The organism is Pseudomonas anatoliensis (genome assembly GCF_017976235.1).
In the GTDB taxonomy this organism is placed as follows: Bacteria; Pseudomonadota; Gammaproteobacteria; order Pseudomonadales; family Pseudomonadaceae; genus Aquipseudomonas; species Aquipseudomonas anatoliensis.
The window spans coordinates 33938-51483 of sequence record NZ_JACVHC010000009.1 but is presented as its reverse complement, the minus strand read 5'-3'; the positions used below and the strand labels follow the sequence as shown (position 1 = coordinate 51483).

The 17546-nt window shown below is 60.3% G+C and carries 20 protein-coding genes; 5 read left to right on the top strand and 15 right to left on the bottom strand.

Features of this window, described 5'->3' with window-relative positions:
• Window positions 1-99: 99 nt before the first annotated feature.
• The 5 genes from hcnC to ICA16_RS25475 all read right to left on the bottom strand — a co-directional run bounded on the left by hcnC (window position 100) and on the right by ICA16_RS25475 (window position 5004).
• Entirely contained in the window at window positions 100-1359 is a 1260-nt protein-coding gene (gene hcnC / locus ICA16_RS25495; RefSeq protein ID WP_210555092.1) for an NAD(P)/FAD-dependent oxidoreductase, read from the bottom strand.
• On the bottom strand, window positions 1352-2761 hold the full coding sequence (gene hcnB, locus ICA16_RS25490) for an FAD/NAD(P)-dependent oxidoreductase (protein WP_210701900.1): 1410 nt from the start codon (window positions 2759-2761) through the stop codon (window positions 1352-1354). The genes hcnC and hcnB overlap by 8 nt, the downstream gene beginning before the upstream one ends.
• Window positions 2758-3072 carry a (2Fe-2S)-binding protein gene (locus ICA16_RS25485; RefSeq protein WP_210701899.1) on the bottom strand — a complete coding sequence of 105 codons (315 nt, stop codon included), beginning with the start codon at window positions 3070-3072 and terminating at the stop codon, window positions 2758-2760. Before ICA16_RS25485 ends, hcnB begins: the two co-directional genes overlap by 4 nt.
• Before the next feature lie 490 nt (window positions 3073-3562).
• The gene (locus tag ICA16_RS25480; RefSeq protein WP_150604563.1) at window positions 3563-4504 is read right to left on the bottom strand and encodes a hypothetical protein; all 942 of its coding nucleotides are present in this window, start codon (window positions 4502-4504) and stop codon (window positions 3563-3565) included.
• Between the two features lie 191 nt (window positions 4505-4695).
• Entirely contained in the window at window positions 4696-5004 is a 309-nt protein-coding gene (locus ICA16_RS25475) for a YdcA family protein (protein WP_210702027.1), read from the bottom strand.
• Window positions 5005-5196: 192 nt separating this feature from the next.
• On the opposite strand from ICA16_RS25475, the gene ICA16_RS25470 reads away from it, so the two are divergent.
• Both ICA16_RS25470 and ICA16_RS25465 read left to right on the top strand, forming a co-directional pair.
• Window positions 5197-5880 carry a response regulator transcription factor gene (locus ICA16_RS25470; protein ID WP_042559723.1) on the top strand — a complete coding sequence of 228 codons (684 nt, stop codon included), beginning with the start codon at window positions 5197-5199 and terminating at the stop codon, window positions 5878-5880.
• The gene (locus ICA16_RS25465) at window positions 5858-7252 is read left to right on the top strand and encodes a sensor histidine kinase (RefSeq protein WP_210701898.1); all 1395 of its coding nucleotides are present in this window, start codon (window positions 5858-5860) and stop codon (window positions 7250-7252) included. Before ICA16_RS25470 ends, ICA16_RS25465 begins: the two co-directional genes overlap by 23 nt.
• A 170-nt stretch (window positions 7253-7422) precedes the next feature.
• On the opposite strand, the gene ICA16_RS25460 is transcribed toward ICA16_RS25465, so the two are convergent.
• From ICA16_RS25460 to ICA16_RS25450, 3 genes are read right to left on the bottom strand one after another with little or no spacing between them, the layout of a single operon-like run.
• On the bottom strand, window positions 7423-7833 hold the full coding sequence (locus ICA16_RS25460) for an SRPBCC family protein (RefSeq protein WP_210701897.1): 411 nt from the start codon (window positions 7831-7833) through the stop codon (window positions 7423-7425).
• Between the two features lie 22 nt (window positions 7834-7855).
• Complete coding sequence (locus tag ICA16_RS25455; protein WP_150616465.1) at window positions 7856-8653, bottom strand: SDR family NAD(P)-dependent oxidoreductase; 798 nt, start codon at window positions 8651-8653, stop codon at window positions 7856-7858.
• Window positions 8650-9672, bottom strand: coding sequence for an aldo/keto reductase (locus ICA16_RS25450; RefSeq protein ID WP_210701896.1), 1023 nt, complete (start codon window positions 9670-9672; stop codon window positions 8650-8652). The genes ICA16_RS25455 and ICA16_RS25450 overlap by 4 nt, the downstream gene beginning before the upstream one ends.
• Before the next feature lie 112 nt (window positions 9673-9784).
• On the opposite strand from ICA16_RS25450, the gene ICA16_RS25445 reads away from it, so the two are divergent.
• The gene (locus tag ICA16_RS25445) at window positions 9785-10678 is read left to right on the top strand and encodes a LysR substrate-binding domain-containing protein (protein ID WP_210701895.1); all 894 of its coding nucleotides are present in this window, start codon (window positions 9785-9787) and stop codon (window positions 10676-10678) included.
• A gap of 154 nt (window positions 10679-10832) precedes the next feature.
• On the opposite strand, the gene ICA16_RS25440 is transcribed toward ICA16_RS25445, so the two are convergent.
• A complete protein-coding gene (locus tag ICA16_RS25440; RefSeq protein WP_210701894.1) occupies window positions 10833-11501 on the bottom strand; it encodes an HAD-IA family hydrolase in 669 nt (222 codons plus the stop codon).
• 78 nt (window positions 11502-11579) lie between these two features.
• Window positions 11580-11993 carry a response regulator gene (locus tag ICA16_RS25435; protein ID WP_150604556.1) on the bottom strand — a complete coding sequence of 138 codons (414 nt, stop codon included), beginning with the start codon at window positions 11991-11993 and terminating at the stop codon, window positions 11580-11582.
• A 199-nt stretch (window positions 11994-12192) separates the two neighbouring features.
• Between ICA16_RS25435 and ICA16_RS25430 the strand changes: the two genes are divergently transcribed.
• The gene (locus ICA16_RS25430) at window positions 12193-13134 is read left to right on the top strand and encodes a class I SAM-dependent methyltransferase (RefSeq protein WP_210701893.1); all 942 of its coding nucleotides are present in this window, start codon (window positions 12193-12195) and stop codon (window positions 13132-13134) included.
• A 106-nt stretch (window positions 13135-13240) separates the two neighbouring features.
• Here ICA16_RS25430 and ICA16_RS25425 read toward each other — a convergent pair whose 3' ends face one another.
• Window positions 13241-13828: an NAD(P)H-dependent oxidoreductase gene (locus tag ICA16_RS25425; RefSeq protein WP_210701892.1), complete on the bottom strand. Its 588-nt coding sequence runs from the start codon at window positions 13826-13828 to the stop codon at window positions 13241-13243.
• An 85-nt stretch (window positions 13829-13913) separates the two neighbouring features.
• On the opposite strand from ICA16_RS25425, the gene ICA16_RS25420 reads away from it, so the two are divergent.
• Complete coding sequence (locus ICA16_RS25420) at window positions 13914-14552, top strand: TetR/AcrR family transcriptional regulator (RefSeq protein ID WP_210701891.1); 639 nt, start codon at window positions 13914-13916, stop codon at window positions 14550-14552.
• Between the two features lie 105 nt (window positions 14553-14657).
• Here ICA16_RS25420 and ICA16_RS25415 read toward each other — a convergent pair whose 3' ends face one another.
• The 4 genes from ICA16_RS25415 to tolQ form a co-directional block, all read right to left on the bottom strand.
• Window positions 14658-15344 (bottom strand): GNAT family N-acetyltransferase, encoded by a 687-nt coding sequence (locus ICA16_RS25415; protein WP_210701890.1) that lies wholly within the window; start codon window positions 15342-15344, stop codon window positions 14658-14660.
• Between the two features lie 179 nt (window positions 15345-15523).
• On the bottom strand, window positions 15524-16330 hold the full coding sequence (locus tag ICA16_RS25410) for an energy transducer TonB (RefSeq protein ID WP_210701889.1): 807 nt from the start codon (window positions 16328-16330) through the stop codon (window positions 15524-15526).
• The gene (tolR, locus tag ICA16_RS25405; protein ID WP_150616474.1) at window positions 16327-16773 is read right to left on the bottom strand and encodes a protein TolR; all 447 of its coding nucleotides are present in this window, start codon (window positions 16771-16773) and stop codon (window positions 16327-16329) included. The genes ICA16_RS25410 and tolR overlap by 4 nt, the downstream gene beginning before the upstream one ends.
• 14 nt (window positions 16774-16787) lie before the next feature.
• Window positions 16788-17498 carry a protein TolQ gene (tolQ, locus tag ICA16_RS25400; RefSeq protein ID WP_150595556.1) on the bottom strand — a complete coding sequence of 237 codons (711 nt, stop codon included), beginning with the start codon at window positions 17496-17498 and terminating at the stop codon, window positions 16788-16790.
• Window positions 17499-17546: the final 48 nt, after the last annotated feature.

The following is a 17546-nucleotide window of genomic DNA, read 5'->3' as shown; positions in this document are numbered from 1 at the left end:
CTTTTGACTTTGTTTTTAAAAAGCAAGATCAAAAGATCGCAGCCTTCGGCAGCTCCTACAGGGTTCAGTGATTCAGTGTTTCAGTAATTGCGGTTGGGTTTAGGCCGGCTCTAACTCCGGTGTTTGCTTGACCGCGACTGTCTCAAACCGATCCGCCAGAAACGGCGTGATGTCCAGCGGCAGTGGCTCGTCGTTGACCAGTTTGTCCAGCAACACGCCGGTAATGGCCGAGGTCAGAATGCCGGTACGAAAGTGCCCGCACGCATTCAGATATCCCTCCACCCCACGCATCGGCCCCAAAATCGGCAACTCATCCGGCGAACCTGGGCGCAGACCCGCCCAAGTGCGTTTGAGATTGACGTCCGCAAGCTCGGGCAAGCAGCGCACCGCGCCCTGCACCAGCCCGGCGATTTCCGGGTAGGTGGTGGTGACGTCGAAGCCTTTGTCTTCGGTGGTGCTGCCGATGAGGATCTCGCCGTTGTCCTTTTGCGCCACGTAGCAGTCGCTGGTGGTCAGGCAGCCGTTGAGGATTTTCGGCATGCGCTCGGTCAGCAGAATCTGCCCTTTTACCGGGTTCACCGGAATGCGGATGCCGGTCGCCCATTCGCTCAAGTCCGCCGCCCAGGCACCGCCGGCGTTGATCAGCGTCTTGCAGTGGAACACGCCCTCCTCGGCCGTCTGTACGCCGGTCACCCGCGTGCCGTGGTGCAACACGCCGGTGACGTTGGTGTTGACCAGGATATCGACACCATTCTGCCGCGCGCCTTCCATGTAGGCATCGGCAAGGCGGAACGGGCTGACCTGATGGTCGCAGAGAAACTCCAGCGCCCCGCGTGCTTCATGACTGACGCTGGGCTCGGCTTCGCGCAGTGCGGCTTGATCGAGCCAGCGCACTTGCTCGGCCAGATGCGGAATGCAACCGACGATGTGCTCGGCATAGAGCCGGTCTTCATCGTCATAAATCACGAATTTGAGCCCGGTCTTTTCGAACTTGAAATCCATGCCGTGATTGTCTTTCAGCTCACGGTGCAGCGCCGGGTACAGCGCGTTGGACTGCAAGGCGAAATCAAAGAACGACTCCGGCAGGATGTGCGGCGTGCTGGCGTCCACCGCTACCGCCGCGCCCTGGGTTTCGCGCTTGCGGTTGGCCGACATCATGCGGAAGAAAATCACCCCGCACCCAAGGCCCACCGACTCGCCGATAGCCCACAAACCACCGGCTGACGCGCGGGTCGCGTTGCCCGGACGCTTGGCGTCGATCAGGGCCACCTTGAGGTTTTTGCGTTTGGACAATTGATAGGCGCAGGACGCCCCGATCACACCGCCGCCGGCGATGACCACGTCGTAAAACTTACTCATGGGAAGCGGCCTCCGTGCCGACAGACTGGAATGCGGAAAAAGGGATCGGATCAATCGGGAAACGCGGGCGCAGCCAGCCGACATCCTGGCGTCCGGTGGCCTGACGCAAGCGGTCGCTGCAATAGCCAACGCACATCCGCCCCTGACAGTCGCCCATGCTCACGCGGGTGCGCATTTTCAGGCTGGCAATGTCTTGCACGCCCTGCTCCAGCGCCAGATCGATGTCGGCGCGGGTTGCGTGTTCGCAGCGGCAAATCACCGTGTCGGCGTTCGGCAATGCTGTCTGGCCAACACCGCGTTCGGTGTAGCGATCCACCGCCGCGCGAAAACGCACGATGGCTTTGAGTTTGCCCAGATAGCGGTCGCGGCGAACCAGCGCCAGATCCTCGTCGAGCACACCGCGCTGCAGCAGGATAGACGTCGCTGCAATCTTGCCGGCCAGCATCGCCGCTTCACCACCGCGAATCCCGCCCATGTCGCCGGCCAGATGGATGTGAGGCTGGTTGCTCTGCTGCCAGACATTTGAATGGGCGCGCAGATAACCGTCATCGCTGAAGCCATGATCCAGGCCCATTTGCTGACTGAGTTGGGTGCGCGGAATAAAGCCGTAACCGACCGCCAGGGTCTGCGCCTCGAAGCGCTCGACACGGGACATGTCCGGCGTCCAGGTCTGCGAGTACGGCGCCACACTGACGCTCTTCAGTTCGCCTTCGCCGTGGGCTTCGACCACGCCCCAGCCGTAGTTCATCGCGATGCCGTGCAGTTTCAGGTAGGCGAGCATGCTCAAGCCATCGAGGAACAATTGCGGCTTGTTCAGCAACGCCAGGCTTTCGCGGGCGATCTTGCCGAACGCGCAGGCTTCATACACGCCGGCAACTTTGACGCCCGAGGCATGCAGTTGCGTCGCCACCAACGGCAGCAGTGGGCCGGTCCCCGCAATAATCACCGGGCCTTGCGGTTTGACCACGCCACTTTTGATTTGCAGTTGCAGGCCACCGAGCAGAATCACCCCTGGCAGTGTCCAGCCGGGAAACGGCACGCTGCGCTCGTGGCAACCGGCCGACAACAACAATTGTGAATACTCGATCTCGTGCAGTTGCTCGTCTGCGTCCAACACCACCAGCGCGCGAGTGCCTTCGGCGCCGACCACACGATGGTTCAGGTGCACGTCGATCAACCCGCAATGCTCCTGGAATTCGCCGTGCAGTTTGCCCAGCACTTCGGCGTAACGTGGTCCGAGATAATCCAGCTGCACGCCGTCACGCAGCGGCCCGCGATAGACCACACCGCCGAGGCGCGAGGCCTCTTCCAGCAAGGTGCAGCGCACGCCATGGCGCGCCAGTTCGATGGCCGCCGCCATCCCCGCCGGACCACCGCCGACGATCACCGGTCGCAGGCTCATACGACCTCCTGCCCGGCGATCCGGTTGACCTGGGTTTCGATCTGCATGCCATCGCGCACGACGGTCTGGCAGGCACGGCGTTTATGCCGGCCATTGATTTTCACCAGGCAGCACTGGCACACGCCCATGCCGCAGTAGGCGCCGCTGATCTGATCATGGTCGTTGCGCGCGATCTGGCGCACGCCGAGGGACTGGATAACGCTGAGGACGGTTTCACCGATGGCGGCAGTGACCGGCAGACCGTTGATGTGCACGGTCATATCCGCCTGCGCCAAGGGCTGGATATCAAAGGTTCTTTCTAGGCAGTGCATTGCGATGTTCATCCGTGAAAAGGTTCGGTTGAGGTTGTGTCAGCTCCTTGCTGCACTACACCTGGCGGCCCGTTTGATTCTTGGCTCGGGCGGGCTCGCGGCGTACTCCGTCAGCGCAACAAGATGCGCGCGAGAACAATGTAGTCCATGTCTCAGCAAAGGCCTGGATCATTTACGTTAGGCGATATCGCCAACGGAAATATTGATCCAGGCCAGTGAAATCTGCACACCCCCCCTGTAGGAGCTGCCGAAGGCTGCGATCTGTTGATCTTGCTTGTTAAAAACAAAGTCAAAAGATCGCAGCCTTCGGCAGCTCCTACAGGTCAATGTGCAGGCATTAAAAAGCCGCTTCTACCCGAAGGTAGAAGCGGCCGAGGCATGAGCCTCAATAGAACAGTCGGTCAGTGTACGAACAGCGCAATCAGGATGATGATCGGGATCGGGATACCGAGGAAAAACAGCAGTAGTGAGCGCATGGTGATTCTCCCTGTTAACGAACTGGAGGCAGTGTGGAGGTAGTGGTGTAGGTGTCGACTTCAACGTACTCGACCGCATCCCGACGACGACCGCCGAAGATGGCTGCAAAGCTTGCGAAGAACGCACCGGCCAACAGCGCGACGAACATCCACAGCGAGGTCATGGCAGCGACTTTCGCAGCGGTGTCAGCGGCTTGCTGAGCTTTCAGCTTGGCGTCGGCAATGGCTTTCTGAGTGCGGGCATACACTTCATCGACACGACGTTCGGCGTCGGCCTGACTCAGGTTGGTCCGTTGCGCAACCAGTTGGGCGAGGTAAGTGCGGTCTTCAGCGCTGAGCTGACCATTGGCCAGGCTCTGGGTGAAGATCCGCGCCACTGCGCCGTGTGCAGCGTCATCGCTGACGGACGCTGGACGGTCATCGCGGAACAGGTTGTCGATGTAGTAACCGTACTGGTTGCTATCGGTATTGGCCGCAGCAGTGCCGGCCGCTTGGGTCATGGCGCTCGCTGCACCACCGGCAACACTGGCACCGGCCTGCACGCCGCCGCTGATCACGCTGCTGACCGAGCCAACAACCAGAATCGCGGTGACCAGAGTCGCCACACACCACGCCAGGAAACCATGGGCGGTGTCGCGGAAATACACTTCGTCACCGTGCATGTTCGCCCACTTCACCCGCAGGCGACCGGCGATGTAACCACCCAGCCCGGAAGCAATAATTTGCGTCAGCGCCAGCCAGACAATCGTTGAAATACCCAGGCCCTTGGCGCTCACGCCCTCCCCGGCCCACGGTGAAACGGCAGAGAAACCCAAACCAAAGCCCAGCAGCACCAGAATCATCGACAGTGCAGCGGCCGCCGCGGCACCTGCGAAGATCGCGCCCCAGGACACCCCTGAGACGTTGCTCGACTCTCCTTCGTAGGCAGCATAAAACCCATCAGAGGATCTATTCATTGTTGTAGTGCTCCAGGCATGAAAAATGGTGTTACAACTCGTCAGAAGAGGAATTGCAGCGACCGTGCCAGATGCGCGAATTTAATAAATCCTTCTATTTCAACACGTTAGAAAATCTGAACTTCTTAGGACGTTGCAAATTGCAACAAGTGGCTGAATTCGGCGGGTTTTATGCATTGGCCAAAAGACGATCACTTACGCTTGTAACTCTTGTTGCCACTGGGGGTAAGACAGTACACCCCACCCCGTGGCCCAGTGCAAAACGAACCCGTGCCACAGGCGCATCCATCGTCGCTTTGCAGCAGCGTTTGCGGTCGGCTCTGGCCCTGGTTGCCGTACATCGCCGCACAGCTTTTCTTCGAGCCACTGATAGAGCCGTCGTTGCACAGAAACAGGTCGCCGTCGCAGCGATCAATTCCACCTTTCTTGCCCGAGCACGGGGTATTGGCGGCGACTGCCGAAGCACTGAGCAAGGCCAGCAACACAGTGATAACAGGCATCCAGCCAAAGCGATTGAAAATACGCACGGAACCACTCCCTGTTGAAGTTATGGCCAGATGATATCAATGTTCCGGAAAATTAATCCTCGACCCCGCCCAATGGCAGCTACAACATGAAAGTTAATTTAAAGCGCCACGGAAATTTCTTGGCAAAATGCTGCCATTCCGTTTGAACCGATCAAGGCCAGCCCTATGACACGTATTTTGACCATCGAAGACGATGCCGTGACTGCCCGGGAAATTGTCGCCGAACTGAGCAGCCACGGCCTCGATGTGGATTGGGTCGACAATGGCCGCGAGGGCCTCGACCGTGCCGTGAGCGGCAACTACGACTTGATCACTCTCGATCGTATGTTGCCGGAGCTCGACGGCCTGGCCATCGTCACCACCCTGCGCACGATGGGCGTCGCTACGCCGATCCTGATGATCAGCGCCCTTTCCGATGTCGACGAGCGCGTGCGCGGCTTGCGCGCCGGTGGCGACGACTACCTGACCAAACCGTTCGCCACCGACGAAATGGCGGCGCGCGTCGAAGTCTTGCTGCGCCGGCAGAACAGCGGCGCTACTCAGGCCACCACGTTGCAGGTCGCCGATCTGCAGCTGGACCTGATCAGCCACGAGGCACGCCGCGCCGAGCAAGTGCTGACGCTGCTGCCGACCGAGTACAAGTTGCTGGAATTCCTGATGCGCAACAGCGGCCAGATCCTCTCGCGGATGATGATTTTCGAAGAGGTCTGGGGCTATCATTTCGACCCCGGGACCAACCTGATCGACGTGCACATCGGCCGTTTGCGCAAGAAAATCGACGCGGCGGGCAATGTCCCGCTGATCCGCACGGTACGAGGCTCCGGTTATGTCATTGCCGAACCCGTCTGACGGCTGGCGTTCTTCCAGCAGCCGCTTGCTGGCGCTGTACAGTTCGCTGTTCGTGGCCTGGAGCGCGATCCTCATGGGGGTCATGTATTACGAGGTTTCCGGCTACCTCGACAACCTCGCCAAACATTCGCTGATGCAACGCCAGCATCTGTTTTCGCACTTTCGCGGTGAGCAACTGGAAGACGCCCTCTCCGCCAGCATGACCTTCGACATTCGCGGCATCGACGCCTACGGCCTGTTCGATGCCCAAGGCGTTTACCTCAGCGGCGCCTTGCAGCAGATCCCCGAAGGCTTGCCGCTCGATGGCAAGATCCACATGCTCGCCGAATGCGCCGACTCCGATGATCCGACCTTGCCCAGCGACAGCTGCGACGCCGTCGCGACCCAGACCCGCGACGGCCGCTGGCTGGTGTTGCTGCGCGATAACGGTTCGCTGTTCGCGGTGACGAAGATCATTTTGCATGCGTTGTTCTGGGGAGTGTCGCTGACGATTCTGCCGGGGATTGCCGGTTGGCATTTGCTGCGACGGCGACCGTTGCGGCGCATCCGGGCGATTCAGGCGAGTGCGCAGTCCATCGTGGCCGGGGACTTGACCCACCGTTTGCCGCTGTCCAATCGCCGCGATGAACTGGACATGCTCGCCGCCATCGTCAACGCCATGCTTGAGCGCATCGAGCGCTTGATGAACGAAGTCAAAGGCGTCTGCGACAACATCGCCCATGATTTGCGCACACCGCTGACCCGCTTGCGCGCGCAGCTGTATCGCATGCAACAGCAGGCCGGCGAAGGCTCGCAAGAAGCGGCGCAACTGGATCTGGTGTTGGCCGAGGCGGACACCCTGATGGCGCGGTTTCGTGGATTGTTACGGATTTCCGAGTTGGAGGATCGTCAGCGCCGTTCCGGTTTTGTCGAGCTTGATCCGGTGTCGTTGCTGGAGGAATTGCACGAGTTCTATCTGCCACTGGCCGAGGAAGGCGAACTGCGCTTTGAGCTGAACATGCCGGAGACCTTGCCTGCGCTCAATGGTGATCGGGCGTTGTTGTTCGAGGCTTTGGCGAACCTGCTGAGCAATTCGATCAAATTCACGCCCGCCGGTGGCACGGTCATTTTGCGCGGGGTGAATGATGGCGGGCACACGCGCATCGAAGTGCACGACTCAGGGCCGGGCATTCCAGAGGCCGAGCGTGAAGCGGTGTTCCAGCGTTTCTATCGCGCCGAGGCCGGGCAACCGCAAGGCGGGTTTGGGCTGGGGCTGTCGATCGTGGCGGCGATTGTCAGCTTGCATGGTTTCAAACTGGCGGTGGGCAGCAGTGATGTGGGTGGGGCGAAACTGGTGCTGGATTGTCGGCAGAGTCTGATTTCACAGACTTGATCATTGGGCTCACTCCTACAGTTTTTTGGGTTGCCAGCACACTCTGCGAACAGCACAAAACCCTGTGGGAGCTGGCTTGCCAGCGATAGCGGTGGGTCAGTCGGTATGAATTTGACTGGTCTACCGCCATCGCTGGCAAGCCAGCTCCCACAGGTTTTATGTTGTGGCTATCAGGCCGGGTAGTTGGCGCGCAGCGCCTCTAGGCCACCTTGGTAAATGCCCTGGAACAGCGCCTCCACTTCCTCATCACTCACGCCTTTGGCGCTGAAGCGGCCCGACCAGGTGACTCGCGCGCCCTGCCCTTGGGCCTCCACTTTGATGGTCGCCAGATAGTCGGTGGCCGGGAACGGTGCCTGTTCAATCGAATAGCTGTAGGTCTTCGCCGCGTTATTGAACGTTTCCAAACGCTCAACCACCACCGCGCCATCGGCGGTTTTCAAGCTGCGCACACGCCCGCCATCGCTCAGTTCGCTGCTTGGAATAAACGGCAGCCAGTCCGGCAGCGTGTTGAAGCCGCCGATCAATTGCCAGACCTGATCGGCCGAAGCCGGAATATCGATTGTTGCTGATGCAGTTGCCATAAAAAACGTCTCTCTCAGAAATTCAGATAGTCAGGCTGTCGACCACACCACCATCGACCCGCAGGGCGGCGCCGGTGGTGGCCGAGGACAGCGGCGAAGCGATGTACGTCACCAGATGCGCGACCTCTTCGACATCGGCCACGCGCTGGATGATCGAGGTCGGACGAGCCTTGCGCACAAAGGCGTCGGCCTCATCGCGCAGGTTGCGACCGGACTCGGCGGCGGCATCCTTGAGCATCTCCTCCAGGCCATCGGTGAAGGTTGGCCCCGGCAGGATCGCATTGACCGTCACGCCGGTGCCAGCCAGACGTTTGGCCAAGCCGTGGGACACCGCCAGATTGGCGCTTTTGGTCACGCCATAGTTGATCATGTCGGCCGGCGTCGCCACCCCGGATTCCGAAGACAGGAAGATCACTCGCCCCCAGCCCTGTTCGACCATCGCCGGCACATAATGCCGCGCCAGACGCACGCCGGAGATGACATTGACTTCATAGAAGCGCGTCCACTCGCTGTCCGGTGCGTCGAAGAAATCGACGTCATTGAAGATGCCGAGGTTGTTCACCAGAATGTCGGCTTTCGGTTCCGCGGCGAAGAGTTTTTCTGCACCTTGCGCCGTGCCCAGATCCGCGGTCAGACCGCGCAATTGTGCGCCCGGCACTTTCTGGCGAATGCTCGCCAGCGCCTGTTCGACCTTGGCCGTGTCGCGGCCGATCACCACCACCGTGGCGCCGGATTCGGCCAGCGACTGGCTGATGCCCAAGCCAATGCCAGCGGTGCTGCCGCTGACAATTGCCAGTTTCCCGCTCAGATCAATCTTCATGCTTTCACCTCATCGATTGGCAATGGTGCACGTTCGGACACCAGTTTCGCTTCACGCATGGCCTGCCAGAACCCCGCAGGAATTACCGCTGACAGTGCCGCGACATCTTCAGCAATCCGCCCCGGTTTGCTCGCCCCGGGAATCACTGCGGCGACCGCTGGATTGGCCAGAGAAAATTGCAGTGCTGCGGCTTTCACATCAACGTTATAAGCGGCAGCAATGCGTTTGATCTGCTCGACCTTGGCGATGACTTGAGGGCTGGCCTTCTGGTATTCGAAGTGCGCGCCGCCCGCCAGAATGCCCGAGCTGTAAGGCCCGCCGACGACGATTTCAACGTTTTGCGCCAACGCAGAATCCATCAAGCGTTGCAGCGGACGTTCGTGGTCGAGCAGCGTGTAGCGGCCGGCCAACAGGAAGCCATCCGGCTGCGCTTCGGTCAGGTCCAGCGTCAGTTCACACGGCTCGACCTTGTTCACGCCCAGGCCCCACCCCTTGATCACGCCTTCTTCGCGCAAACGGGTCAGCACTTTGAAGGCGCCGGTGCGGGCCTGATTGAAGTATTCCAGCCATTGATCGCCGTAGAAGTCTTGAGCGATGTCGTGGACCCAGACGATATCGAGGCGATCGGTTTGCAGACGTTTGAGGCTGTCTTCAATCGAGCGCAGGGTCGCGTCGGCGCTGTAGTCGTTGATGATCTTGTTCGGGCGCCCGTGTTCGAACACCCCGCTCTTCTCGCCCAGGTCACGGGCGGCAGCGTCTTCGACTTCATCGAGAATGACCCGGCCAACCTTGGTGCTGAGCACATAGTCGTCGCGGTTGTACTGCTTGAGTGCTTCACCCAAACGAATCTCCGACAGACCCGAGCCGTAAAATGGCGCGGTGTCGAAGTAACGCACGCCGGCCTCCCATGCGGCATGCACGGTGGCTTGCGCTTCTTCTTCGGGGATGGCGCGGAACATGTTGCCCAGTGGTGCGGTGCCGAAGCCCAGTTGGCCGGGCAGTTTGTCTTTCAAGCTCATTGGATTGTCCTCATTCGTTCGTGATCTGCGTGACCGTTGAGCAAATCCTAGATTGCGACGACGAGACCGTCCAAGACATAATGCGCAGCACTTGAGTCCCCAGAGGTCTGACATGATCGACATTCGCCAATTGCGCTACTTCGTCGCCGTCGCCGAGGAAGAACACGTCGGCCGCGCAGCGGAACGCCTGCACATTTCCCAATCGCCACTGAGCCGACAAATCGCCCAGCTCGAAGAACGCCTGGGCCTGACACTGTTCGAGCGCAGCCAGCAGCGCATACGCCTGACCCGCGATGGCCAGACTTTTCTCGCTGAAACCCGTGCTTTGCTGACTCATGCCAATCGCCTCGAATCCCTCGGCAAGCGTCTGGGCCGTGGCGAAGAAGGCGGCTTGTGCATCGGCTACATCGAGAACGCCATGCACGCCGGCGTCCTGCCCAACGCCTTGCGCGTGCTGCGGGTCGATCGGCCCAATGTGCATGTCGCGCTGTACAACTTGAGCTCCGCCGAGCAATTGGAAGGCCTGCGTCAGCGTAGTCTCGATATCGCCTTGGTGAGCGAACCGCCGACCGATGACGATCCGGATCTGCTCGGCTTTCAGGTGCTGGATGATCCGATGCTGCTGGCATTGCCGGAACAGCATCCACTGGCCCGCCAGACTACGCTGAACCCGTCGGATCTGGCCGATCAGGAATGGATCGGCGTGCAGCCGCGCCAGGATGCAAGTGACGAATTTGTCAGCGCGTGCATCCGCGCAGGCTTCACCCCGGATGTGCGCATGCAGGCCACCGAGCCGTTTACCGCGCTGGGGCTGGTGGCGTCGGGGCTGGGGATTGCGATGATTCAGAAGGGGCTGAGCCACAACGCGCCGCCGGGTGTGGTGCTGCGCGAAGTGCCGTGGCTGGCGTTTAGCACACCGCTATGGGCGGCGTGGCACCGGATCAATTTGCGACCGTTGGTGGAGACCTTCCGGAAAGTCCTGACCCACCCCCTCCCGCAGGAATGATGGCACTCTCTGAAATCTCTGAATTTCCGTACTCTCCGGATTCTCTGAACTCTCTGTAGGAGCTGCCGCAGGCTGCGATCTTTTGATTTCGCCTGTTAAAAACCAGATCAAAAGATCGCAGCCTGCGGCAGCTCCTACAGGGGGAATGTGTGGGTCAGGTTTTTTGCAGGTGGAGGTGGCCAGTGCTGTCGACCTTGACACTGATTGCCTCGTAACTGGCCAAGGTCGCGTGTGAAGTTTCAAGCGGGTGCTGATGCGTCGTGGTGATGATCATCAGCGGCGCACCTGCGGCTTCGGCGGCCTGGATGCCGACGGTAGCGTCTTCAAAAATCAGGCAGTCGCCGGGCTCAATTCCCAAGCGGCTGGCAGCCAGCAGGTAACCGGCGGGGTCCGGCTTGCCGGTCTGTACATTCTCGGCGGTGATCAACAATGCAGGCGCGGGAATGCCAGCCGCTGCCATCCGGCGCAAGGCCAGATCCCGCGGGGCCGACGTCACCATCGCCCAGCGCTCGGCGGGCAAGCTATTGAGAAAAGTCCTCGCGCCGGGAATCTCGACAACGCCTTCAACGTCTGCGATTTCCGCTTGCGCGATGAACGCCGCTTGCGCCTCCGCGTCCACACCCGGCAAGTTCAGACGTCGGATGGTGTCGATGGCACGTGCGCCATGAATGGTCGGCAAAAACGTCGCGACGTCCACGCCATGACGTACCGCCCACGCTGCCCAGACACGCTCGGCAGCGGCGATGGAATTGAGGACGGTGCCGTCCATGTCGAACAGGAACGCGCCGAACGCGCGGTCGAAAACACTAGTGTGAGCGGACAAAAGGGTCGCATCCTCTGGCAATGGCAGGCAGGTTGGCCCGGCAATGTAGCACTTTGCCCGGCCGTTGCACCCGGCGTGTCAATGCGCCAGCGGCGCCTTCGACTTCAACGCGCTGTCCACAGTGTCCAGTAATTGACCGATAGCCCAAGGCTTTTTGATGAAGGCCACCGGACGCTTGACCCCGGAGGTCTCCGGCGTTTCATAGCCAGACATCACCATCACCGGTTTTTCCGGCCAGCGATCGCCGACCAGATTGGCCAGATCGGCGCCATTAAGAATGCCGGGCATGGTGATGTCGGTCAGCAACAACGCCACTTGCTGTGCGTGCTGCTCAAGATAAATCGATGCCGCGTCGGCGCTGGCTTGCGGCTCGACCTTGAAACCTTCCTCCTGAAGAATTTCGCAGAGAAACTCCAGAATCAACGGATCATCCTCAACCACCAGAATCAATCCGTCAGGAAGGTGCGTGTCCGCCATCGGTGTTGGGCACATGGAACTGCACTCCCTGAATTGCATTAACGATTTAGCGGCTCAAATCCGCTGCTTATCTGGTATGAGCGGCGACTTTTGCAGAAATTCATTTTTGATACAGCTCTTTTCCGAAAGGTCGTATTTGGCTGTTCGCGACAGGCGTTCGCGATGACGTAATTATGGTTAAAATGCCGACCCTTTTGCTTGCCGACCCTGATCGATGAATCCTGAAGCCCTCGCCACCCTCCACGCCCATTTGTTGCCCGCGCTCGCGGCGGCGCCAAGCGAAACCCGTCGCCTGTTCCACGGGCGCGGGCGTTGCTGGCCGGGTCTGGAACAGCTGACCGTGGACTGGTTGCAAGGCGTGGTGCTGGTGTCGCTGTTCAAGGAGCCTGTCCCCGAGCAGCTTGACGACCTCAAGCGTTTGCTGCTGGATCTGACCGCTTCGGCGCAGTGGCAGCAATCCGGCGCGCATACCCTGTTGATCCAGCATCGCTATCTGCCTCAAAGCACTGCCGAATGGCTGCTGGGGGATGAGATTGAAGAAATGACCATCGTCGAGGGCGGCCTGCAATACCGCGTCGATCTGGGTCGCAAGCAGAACACCGGGCTGTTTCTGGATATGCGTTACGGGCGCGATTGGGTACGCGAGCAGGCCAACGGCAAACGCGTGTTGAACCTGTTCGCCTACACCTGCGGCTTTTCCGTGGCGGCCATCGAAGGCGGCGCCAGCCATGTGGTCAATCTGGATATGTCCCGCGCAGCATTGAGCCGCGGCCGCGACAATCATCGGCTGAACGGGCATGACCTGAGCAAGGTCAGCTTCCTCGGCCACGATTTGTTCAAGTCCTGGGGCAAGGTGATCAACAGCGGCCCGTATGACCTGGTGATCATCGACCCGCCATCGTTCCAGAAAGGCAGTTTCCTGCTGACCAAGGATTACCAGCGCGTGCTGCGCCGCCTGCCGGAACTGCTGACCGCGCAGGGCACTGTGCTGGCGTGCATGAATGATCCGGCGTTCGGCTCGGACTTTTTGATCGACGGGGTGACGCAAGAGGCGCCGAGTCTGCGCTTCGAGCAGCGCCTGGAAAACCCGCCGGAGTTTCCGGACATTGACGCCGAAAGCGGCCTCAAAGCGCTGGTCTTCAAACACATCCACTGACACACCACAAATCCCCTGTAGGAGCTGCCGAAGGCTGCGATCTTTTGATCTTGCCCCATAAAAACAAGATCAAAAGATCGCAGCCTTCGGCAGCTCCTACACGGGGTTATGTGTGCATTTGGCTGCCGAGTTCGCGGGCTACTTCCAACTGCTGCTTGGGATCGCGCAACTCAGACTCAGGCAACAACGTCGAACTCAGCACTGTCGCGCCGCTGTAATCGAAGATCCCGTGTTCGATCTGCGCCTTCATTGCCGCGCCGTAACCATGGCGTTCATAAGTACGCGCATCCGCCCCGGCGAGCTGAACCAGATGCACGCGCATGCGCTGAAGCAGCTTCACGTGCTTTAGATCGCCACTGAAATCAAATGCCCAGCCGTTGCTGAGCACTCGGTCGATCCACCCTTTGAGCAGCGCCGGCATCGACCACCAGTACACCGGATACACCAGCACCAAGGTGTCGGCGCGATCGATACGGGCCTGTTCCGCCAGAACATCAGCGGGCGGCCTGGCCTCGCGGTGATGCACGGCGAAATCCGCTGCGCCGAAGCGCGGTTCAAAACCTTCGGCGTAGAGATCGGCGATTTCAAAGGTGCTCTGCGGACCAGCCAGCGTCAGACCTTCGGCAATCTGTGCCGCCACGCCATGAGTCAATGAATGAGGATCGTGATGAGCGACAACGATCAATGTGTGCATGGGAAATCTCCAATTGGTGATTGTTGACCAAGGCTTATATACTCTTGGTAAGTTACGCTTTGTAAGTTACGTTTGGTATATAGCCATGTCAACCACAGAAATTCCCGATCCCAATTCCCCCGCCCAACCACGCCGACGCCTGTCCCGCGAAGACCGTCTGCGCCAGTTGCTCGACGTCGCCTGGCAAATTATTCGCGCCGAAGGCACCGACGCCCTGACCCTGGGCTATCTCGCCGAGCAGGCCGGTGTGACCAAACCCGTTGTCTATGACCACTTCGTCACCCGCGCAGGTTTGCTCGCTGCGCTGTATCGGGATTTCGATACGCGGCAGACGCTGGTCATGGACGCCGCCATCGCCGATTGCGATCCGACATTGACTGGCACCGCAACGGTGATCGCCACGGCGTACGTCGATTGCGTTCTGCTGCAAGGCAACGAGATTCCCGGGGTGATTGCTGCACTGGCCAGCACACCGGAACTGGAGAGGATCAAGCGCGAGTACGAGGCGATCTTCCTGGAAAAATGTCGCAGCGTCCTGTCGCTTTATGCCAACGGCGGGCAAATCACTCAAGCCGGTTTACGCGCAATGCTTGGCGCCGCTGAAGCGCTGTCCAACGCTGCCGCCAATGGCGAAATCAGCGCTGAACAGGCCAGTGACGAACTGTATGCAACCATCATGGCGATGGTCGAACGAGCCGTCGCGCGAGGGGCTAGTGGTACTTAAGAGCGCCCGCGCAAGTTTCCACGATGGAGATACCCAGCGGCTTTGTTCGACCAGAGGTGCGTAGGCATAAGTGCTGTGAGCCCAGCCTGGAATGCCAATGACTGATCAGTGCACGGTCAGGCGCTGGCGGACAAATTCTTCGGTATGACGCGTGGTCTGGTCCAAATGCCGATCACGTTGCTTCTCGGCGTCGAGCATGGCGCGCTTGCTGTTCTTGTTCAGCAGATAAGTATGAATCTGCTGCACCTCCAGCGAACGGTAGATGGGCGTGGTATCGATAAATCCGCGCAGGCCGTTGCTGCGGTAATGCCGTGTACTCATCAGCACTTGCGTCTCGCGTTGGCCGATCACTTCAAAGCCCAGCGCCTCGAAATACGGGACCTTGCCGACGGTGCACGCCAGTTCGGCGTGGGGATAGCGCCCGACCATCTCGCCGATCATCGCCCGCGCCACACCCTGACGCCGATGCCCTTCACGCACCGCCATGTAGGCGACGCTGCACGCCTCCCAGTCGCCCTGCACCGGCAGGTACAACAGGAAGCCGATCACCTGCTCCGGATCTTCCTCATCGGTTGCCACCAGCAACTCCACCTCGGTGCCCTTCTCGCCATTCAACGCTTCCAGATACAGATGCATTTCGTAGCCAACCGCGTACTGATAGACGTTGTACAACAGGTTGCTCGGGCCCAGGCCCACGGCGCTGATGTCGGTCAGGTAGTCGACGACCATCTGCAGAATCTGGCTGTTGACGCTCTCGGGGCAAGGGGTTTTGTAGTGAGTGATGCGGTGCATGGCGGCTGAACTCCGGCGGAAAACCGCGACATCATAACCTGTCACAGCACTTGCCTCTGTAGGAGCTGCCGGAGGCTGCGATCTTTTGACCTTGCTGTTGATTGTAAAAACCCAAAGTCAAAAGATCGTCCGATCGCGGCCCGAGCCTGCCGCAGCTCCTACAGGGAGGGTCACCCGGGTCACTTGATCCGGTAATGAAAGGTATTGCGCACCGCTGGCACCGACACCGCGACACCCTCGACGATCCGCGGCTGATAACGGAAGGTTTGCGCCGCCGCCAATGACGGGCGAATGAAAAGTGGATGGCAGCCGTCCAGCACCTTGGGATGCTCGACCCGGCCTTGCGGGTTGACCGTGTATTCCACGGAGCAATCACCCTCGATGTTTTTATCCAGCGCCCGCTCCGGATACTCCGGCGCATCTTTGCTCAGCGGTAGATACTGACGGCTGTCGGCGAGTGCCTGCTGGCGTGCGCGTTCGGCCTGTTGTGCCTGTTGCTGAGCCTGATTGGCTTGTTGCTGTGCGGCTTGCTGTTGTGCCAGGCGTTGCTGCGTGGCGGCGTCTGCCCGCTTGCGCTCCTCGGTTTGCTGGCGCTGTTGCTCGGCTTGTTGCTCGCGTTTGCGCTCCTCCACTCGCTTGCGTGCGAGTGCCGCTTGTTCGACTTTTGGCGCCTGAGGTTGCGGCTCGGCCAGTGGTTTCACCGGTTCGACCGGCGCCGCGACAACCGGCTCGGCAATCGCCGCCGGCGTTGGTTCAGGCGCAGGCGCAGGCGGCTGGACCGGGGGTGCGACCATCACCAGTTGCGTGGTCAACACCCGAGGTGGTTTGACCTCGGGTGCCGACGGCGACCAGGTGTTGATCAACAGCGCCAGCACCCCGGCATGCAACGCCAGCGCCAGCGTCGCCGCGAGGCTGTGTTGCCAGAAGTCGTGGTGCGGCTTCGGCGCTGCAAGGGTTGGAGGATTGTGCATGATCATCGCCGTCATTGCGGGGCCTCGGTCACCAGCCCGAGATTGCTGACACCGCCCTGCTGCAACGCGGCCATGGCGGCAACGACGCTGCCATAACCGGCGTCCTTGTCGGCGCGGATATACACCTGCGTATCCGGGCGCTGCGCGACAATCTGCTCGACCTTGGCGCGCATTTCGTCGAGGACCACGGCGCTATCGGTCTGATGCTGCGTATCGAGTTCCCCGCCCAGATTCCAGAAATAGCCGCCGCCGGCCTTCACCGACAGCGTCAGAATCTGCTGGCGGGTGTCGGTGGCCAAGGCTTCGCTGGCGATCTTCGGCAGCTCGACTTTCACCCCTTGAGTCAGCATCGGCGCGGTCACCATGAAAATCACCAGCAGCACCAACATCACATCGATGTAAGGCACCACGTTCATTTCAGCCTTGGGCCCATGCTTGCGTTGTGGCCTGACTAGCATCGTGGTTCTCCTGTTCAGGCCGCAGCGGCGAGGTTCATCGGCGTGCCGTGCAACTGGCGATGCAGCCGCACTTGCAGCTCGTTGCCGAAGGCGTAGTAACGCGTCAGCAGCATCTGGCTACGCGCCGCAAAGCGGTTGTAGGCAATGACTGCCGGGATCGCCGCAAACAGGCCGATGGCCGTGGCAATCAGTGCTTCGGCGATGCCCGGGGCGACGGTCGACAGTGTCGCCTGCTGCACCTGAGACAAGCCGAGGAATGAATTCATGATCCCCCACACGGTGCCGAACAAACCGATGTAAGGGCTGACCGAACCGACGGTGGCAAGAAACTGTAAACCCTTTTCCAGTTGCAGCTCCTGTTCGCTGATGGCGACATGCAGCGCCCGCTCGACACCTTCCTGCACCGCGTCGGCCTGGCTGCCGGGGTGCTGATTGAGATGCCGAAACTCGGCGAATCCGGCGTTGAAGATCGGTTCAATACCGGCCTCGGGCTCTTGCACCTGGGCGGTTTCGCGGTACAGCGGCAACAGCTCGGGCGCCAGGCGAAAGCGCTGGATAAAACCGTTCAACTGGCGGTCGCGCCGTTGCAGCACGCGGCTGCGCTGGATGATCAAGTACCAACTGAGTACCGATGCCAGCAACAGGGTCAGCATCACGGCTTTGACCAACAGGCTGGCGTCGCTGATCAGCCCCCAGATTGTCATGTGTTCGAGCGTGGCCTGCATGGTGAAACTCCTTGTGGGCAATGGCCGGCGCTGCCGAGGCAACGACCG

What these genes read in the sequence shown, in the direction of transcription:
- ICA16_RS25465 (WP_210701898.1), top strand. Translation starts at nt 5,858, where the DNA reads ATGTCATTGCCGAACCCGTCTGACGGCTGGCGTTCTTCCAGCAGCCGC.
- tolR (WP_150616474.1), bottom strand. Translation starts at nt 16,773, where the DNA reads ATGCTAGTCAGGCCACAACGCAAGCATGGGCCCAAGGCTGAAATGAAC.
- hcnC (WP_210555092.1), bottom strand. Translation starts at nt 1,359, where the DNA reads ATGAGTAAGTTTTACGACGTGGTCATCGCCGGCGGCGGTGTGATCGGG.
- ICA16_RS25455 (WP_150616465.1), bottom strand. Translation starts at nt 8,653, where the DNA reads ATGAAGATTGATCTGAGCGGGAAACTGGCAATTGTCAGCGGCAGCACC.
- ICA16_RS25425 (WP_210701892.1), bottom strand. Translation starts at nt 13,828, where the DNA reads ATGCACACATTGATCGTTGTCGCTCATCACGATCCTCATTCATTGACT.
- ICA16_RS25480 (WP_150604563.1), bottom strand. Translation starts at nt 4,504, where the DNA reads ATGAATAGATCCTCTGATGGGTTTTATGCTGCCTACGAAGGAGAGTCG.
- ICA16_RS25470 (WP_042559723.1), top strand. Translation starts at nt 5,197, where the DNA reads ATGACACGTATTTTGACCATCGAAGACGATGCCGTGACTGCCCGGGAA.
- ICA16_RS25430 (WP_210701893.1), top strand. Translation starts at nt 12,193, where the DNA reads ATGAATCCTGAAGCCCTCGCCACCCTCCACGCCCATTTGTTGCCCGCG.
- ICA16_RS25460 (WP_210701897.1), bottom strand. Translation starts at nt 7,833, where the DNA reads ATGGCAACTGCATCAGCAACAATCGATATTCCGGCTTCGGCCGATCAG.
- ICA16_RS25450 (WP_210701896.1), bottom strand. Translation starts at nt 9,672, where the DNA reads ATGAGCTTGAAAGACAAACTGCCCGGCCAACTGGGCTTCGGCACCGCA.
- ICA16_RS25410 (WP_210701889.1), bottom strand. Translation starts at nt 16,330, where the DNA reads ATGACGGCGATGATCATGCACAATCCTCCAACCCTTGCAGCGCCGAAG.
- hcnB (WP_210701900.1), bottom strand. Translation starts at nt 2,761, where the DNA reads ATGAGCCTGCGACCGGTGATCGTCGGCGGTGGTCCGGCGGGGATGGCG.
- ICA16_RS25420 (WP_210701891.1), top strand. Translation starts at nt 13,914, where the DNA reads ATGTCAACCACAGAAATTCCCGATCCCAATTCCCCCGCCCAACCACGC.
- ICA16_RS25485 (WP_210701899.1), bottom strand. Translation starts at nt 3,072, where the DNA reads ATGCACTGCCTAGAAAGAACCTTTGATATCCAGCCCTTGGCGCAGGCG.
- ICA16_RS25445 (WP_210701895.1), top strand. Translation starts at nt 9,785, where the DNA reads ATGATCGACATTCGCCAATTGCGCTACTTCGTCGCCGTCGCCGAGGAA.
- tolQ (WP_150595556.1), bottom strand. Translation starts at nt 17,498, where the DNA reads ATGCAGGCCACGCTCGAACACATGACAATCTGGGGGCTGATCAGCGAC.
- ICA16_RS25475 (WP_210702027.1), bottom strand. Translation starts at nt 5,004, where the DNA reads ATGCCTGTTATCACTGTGTTGCTGGCCTTGCTCAGTGCTTCGGCAGTC.
- ICA16_RS25415 (WP_210701890.1), bottom strand. Translation starts at nt 15,344, where the DNA reads ATGCACCGCATCACTCACTACAAAACCCCTTGCCCCGAGAGCGTCAAC.
- ICA16_RS25435 (WP_150604556.1), bottom strand. Translation starts at nt 11,993, where the DNA reads ATGTGCCCAACACCGATGGCGGACACGCACCTTCCTGACGGATTGATT.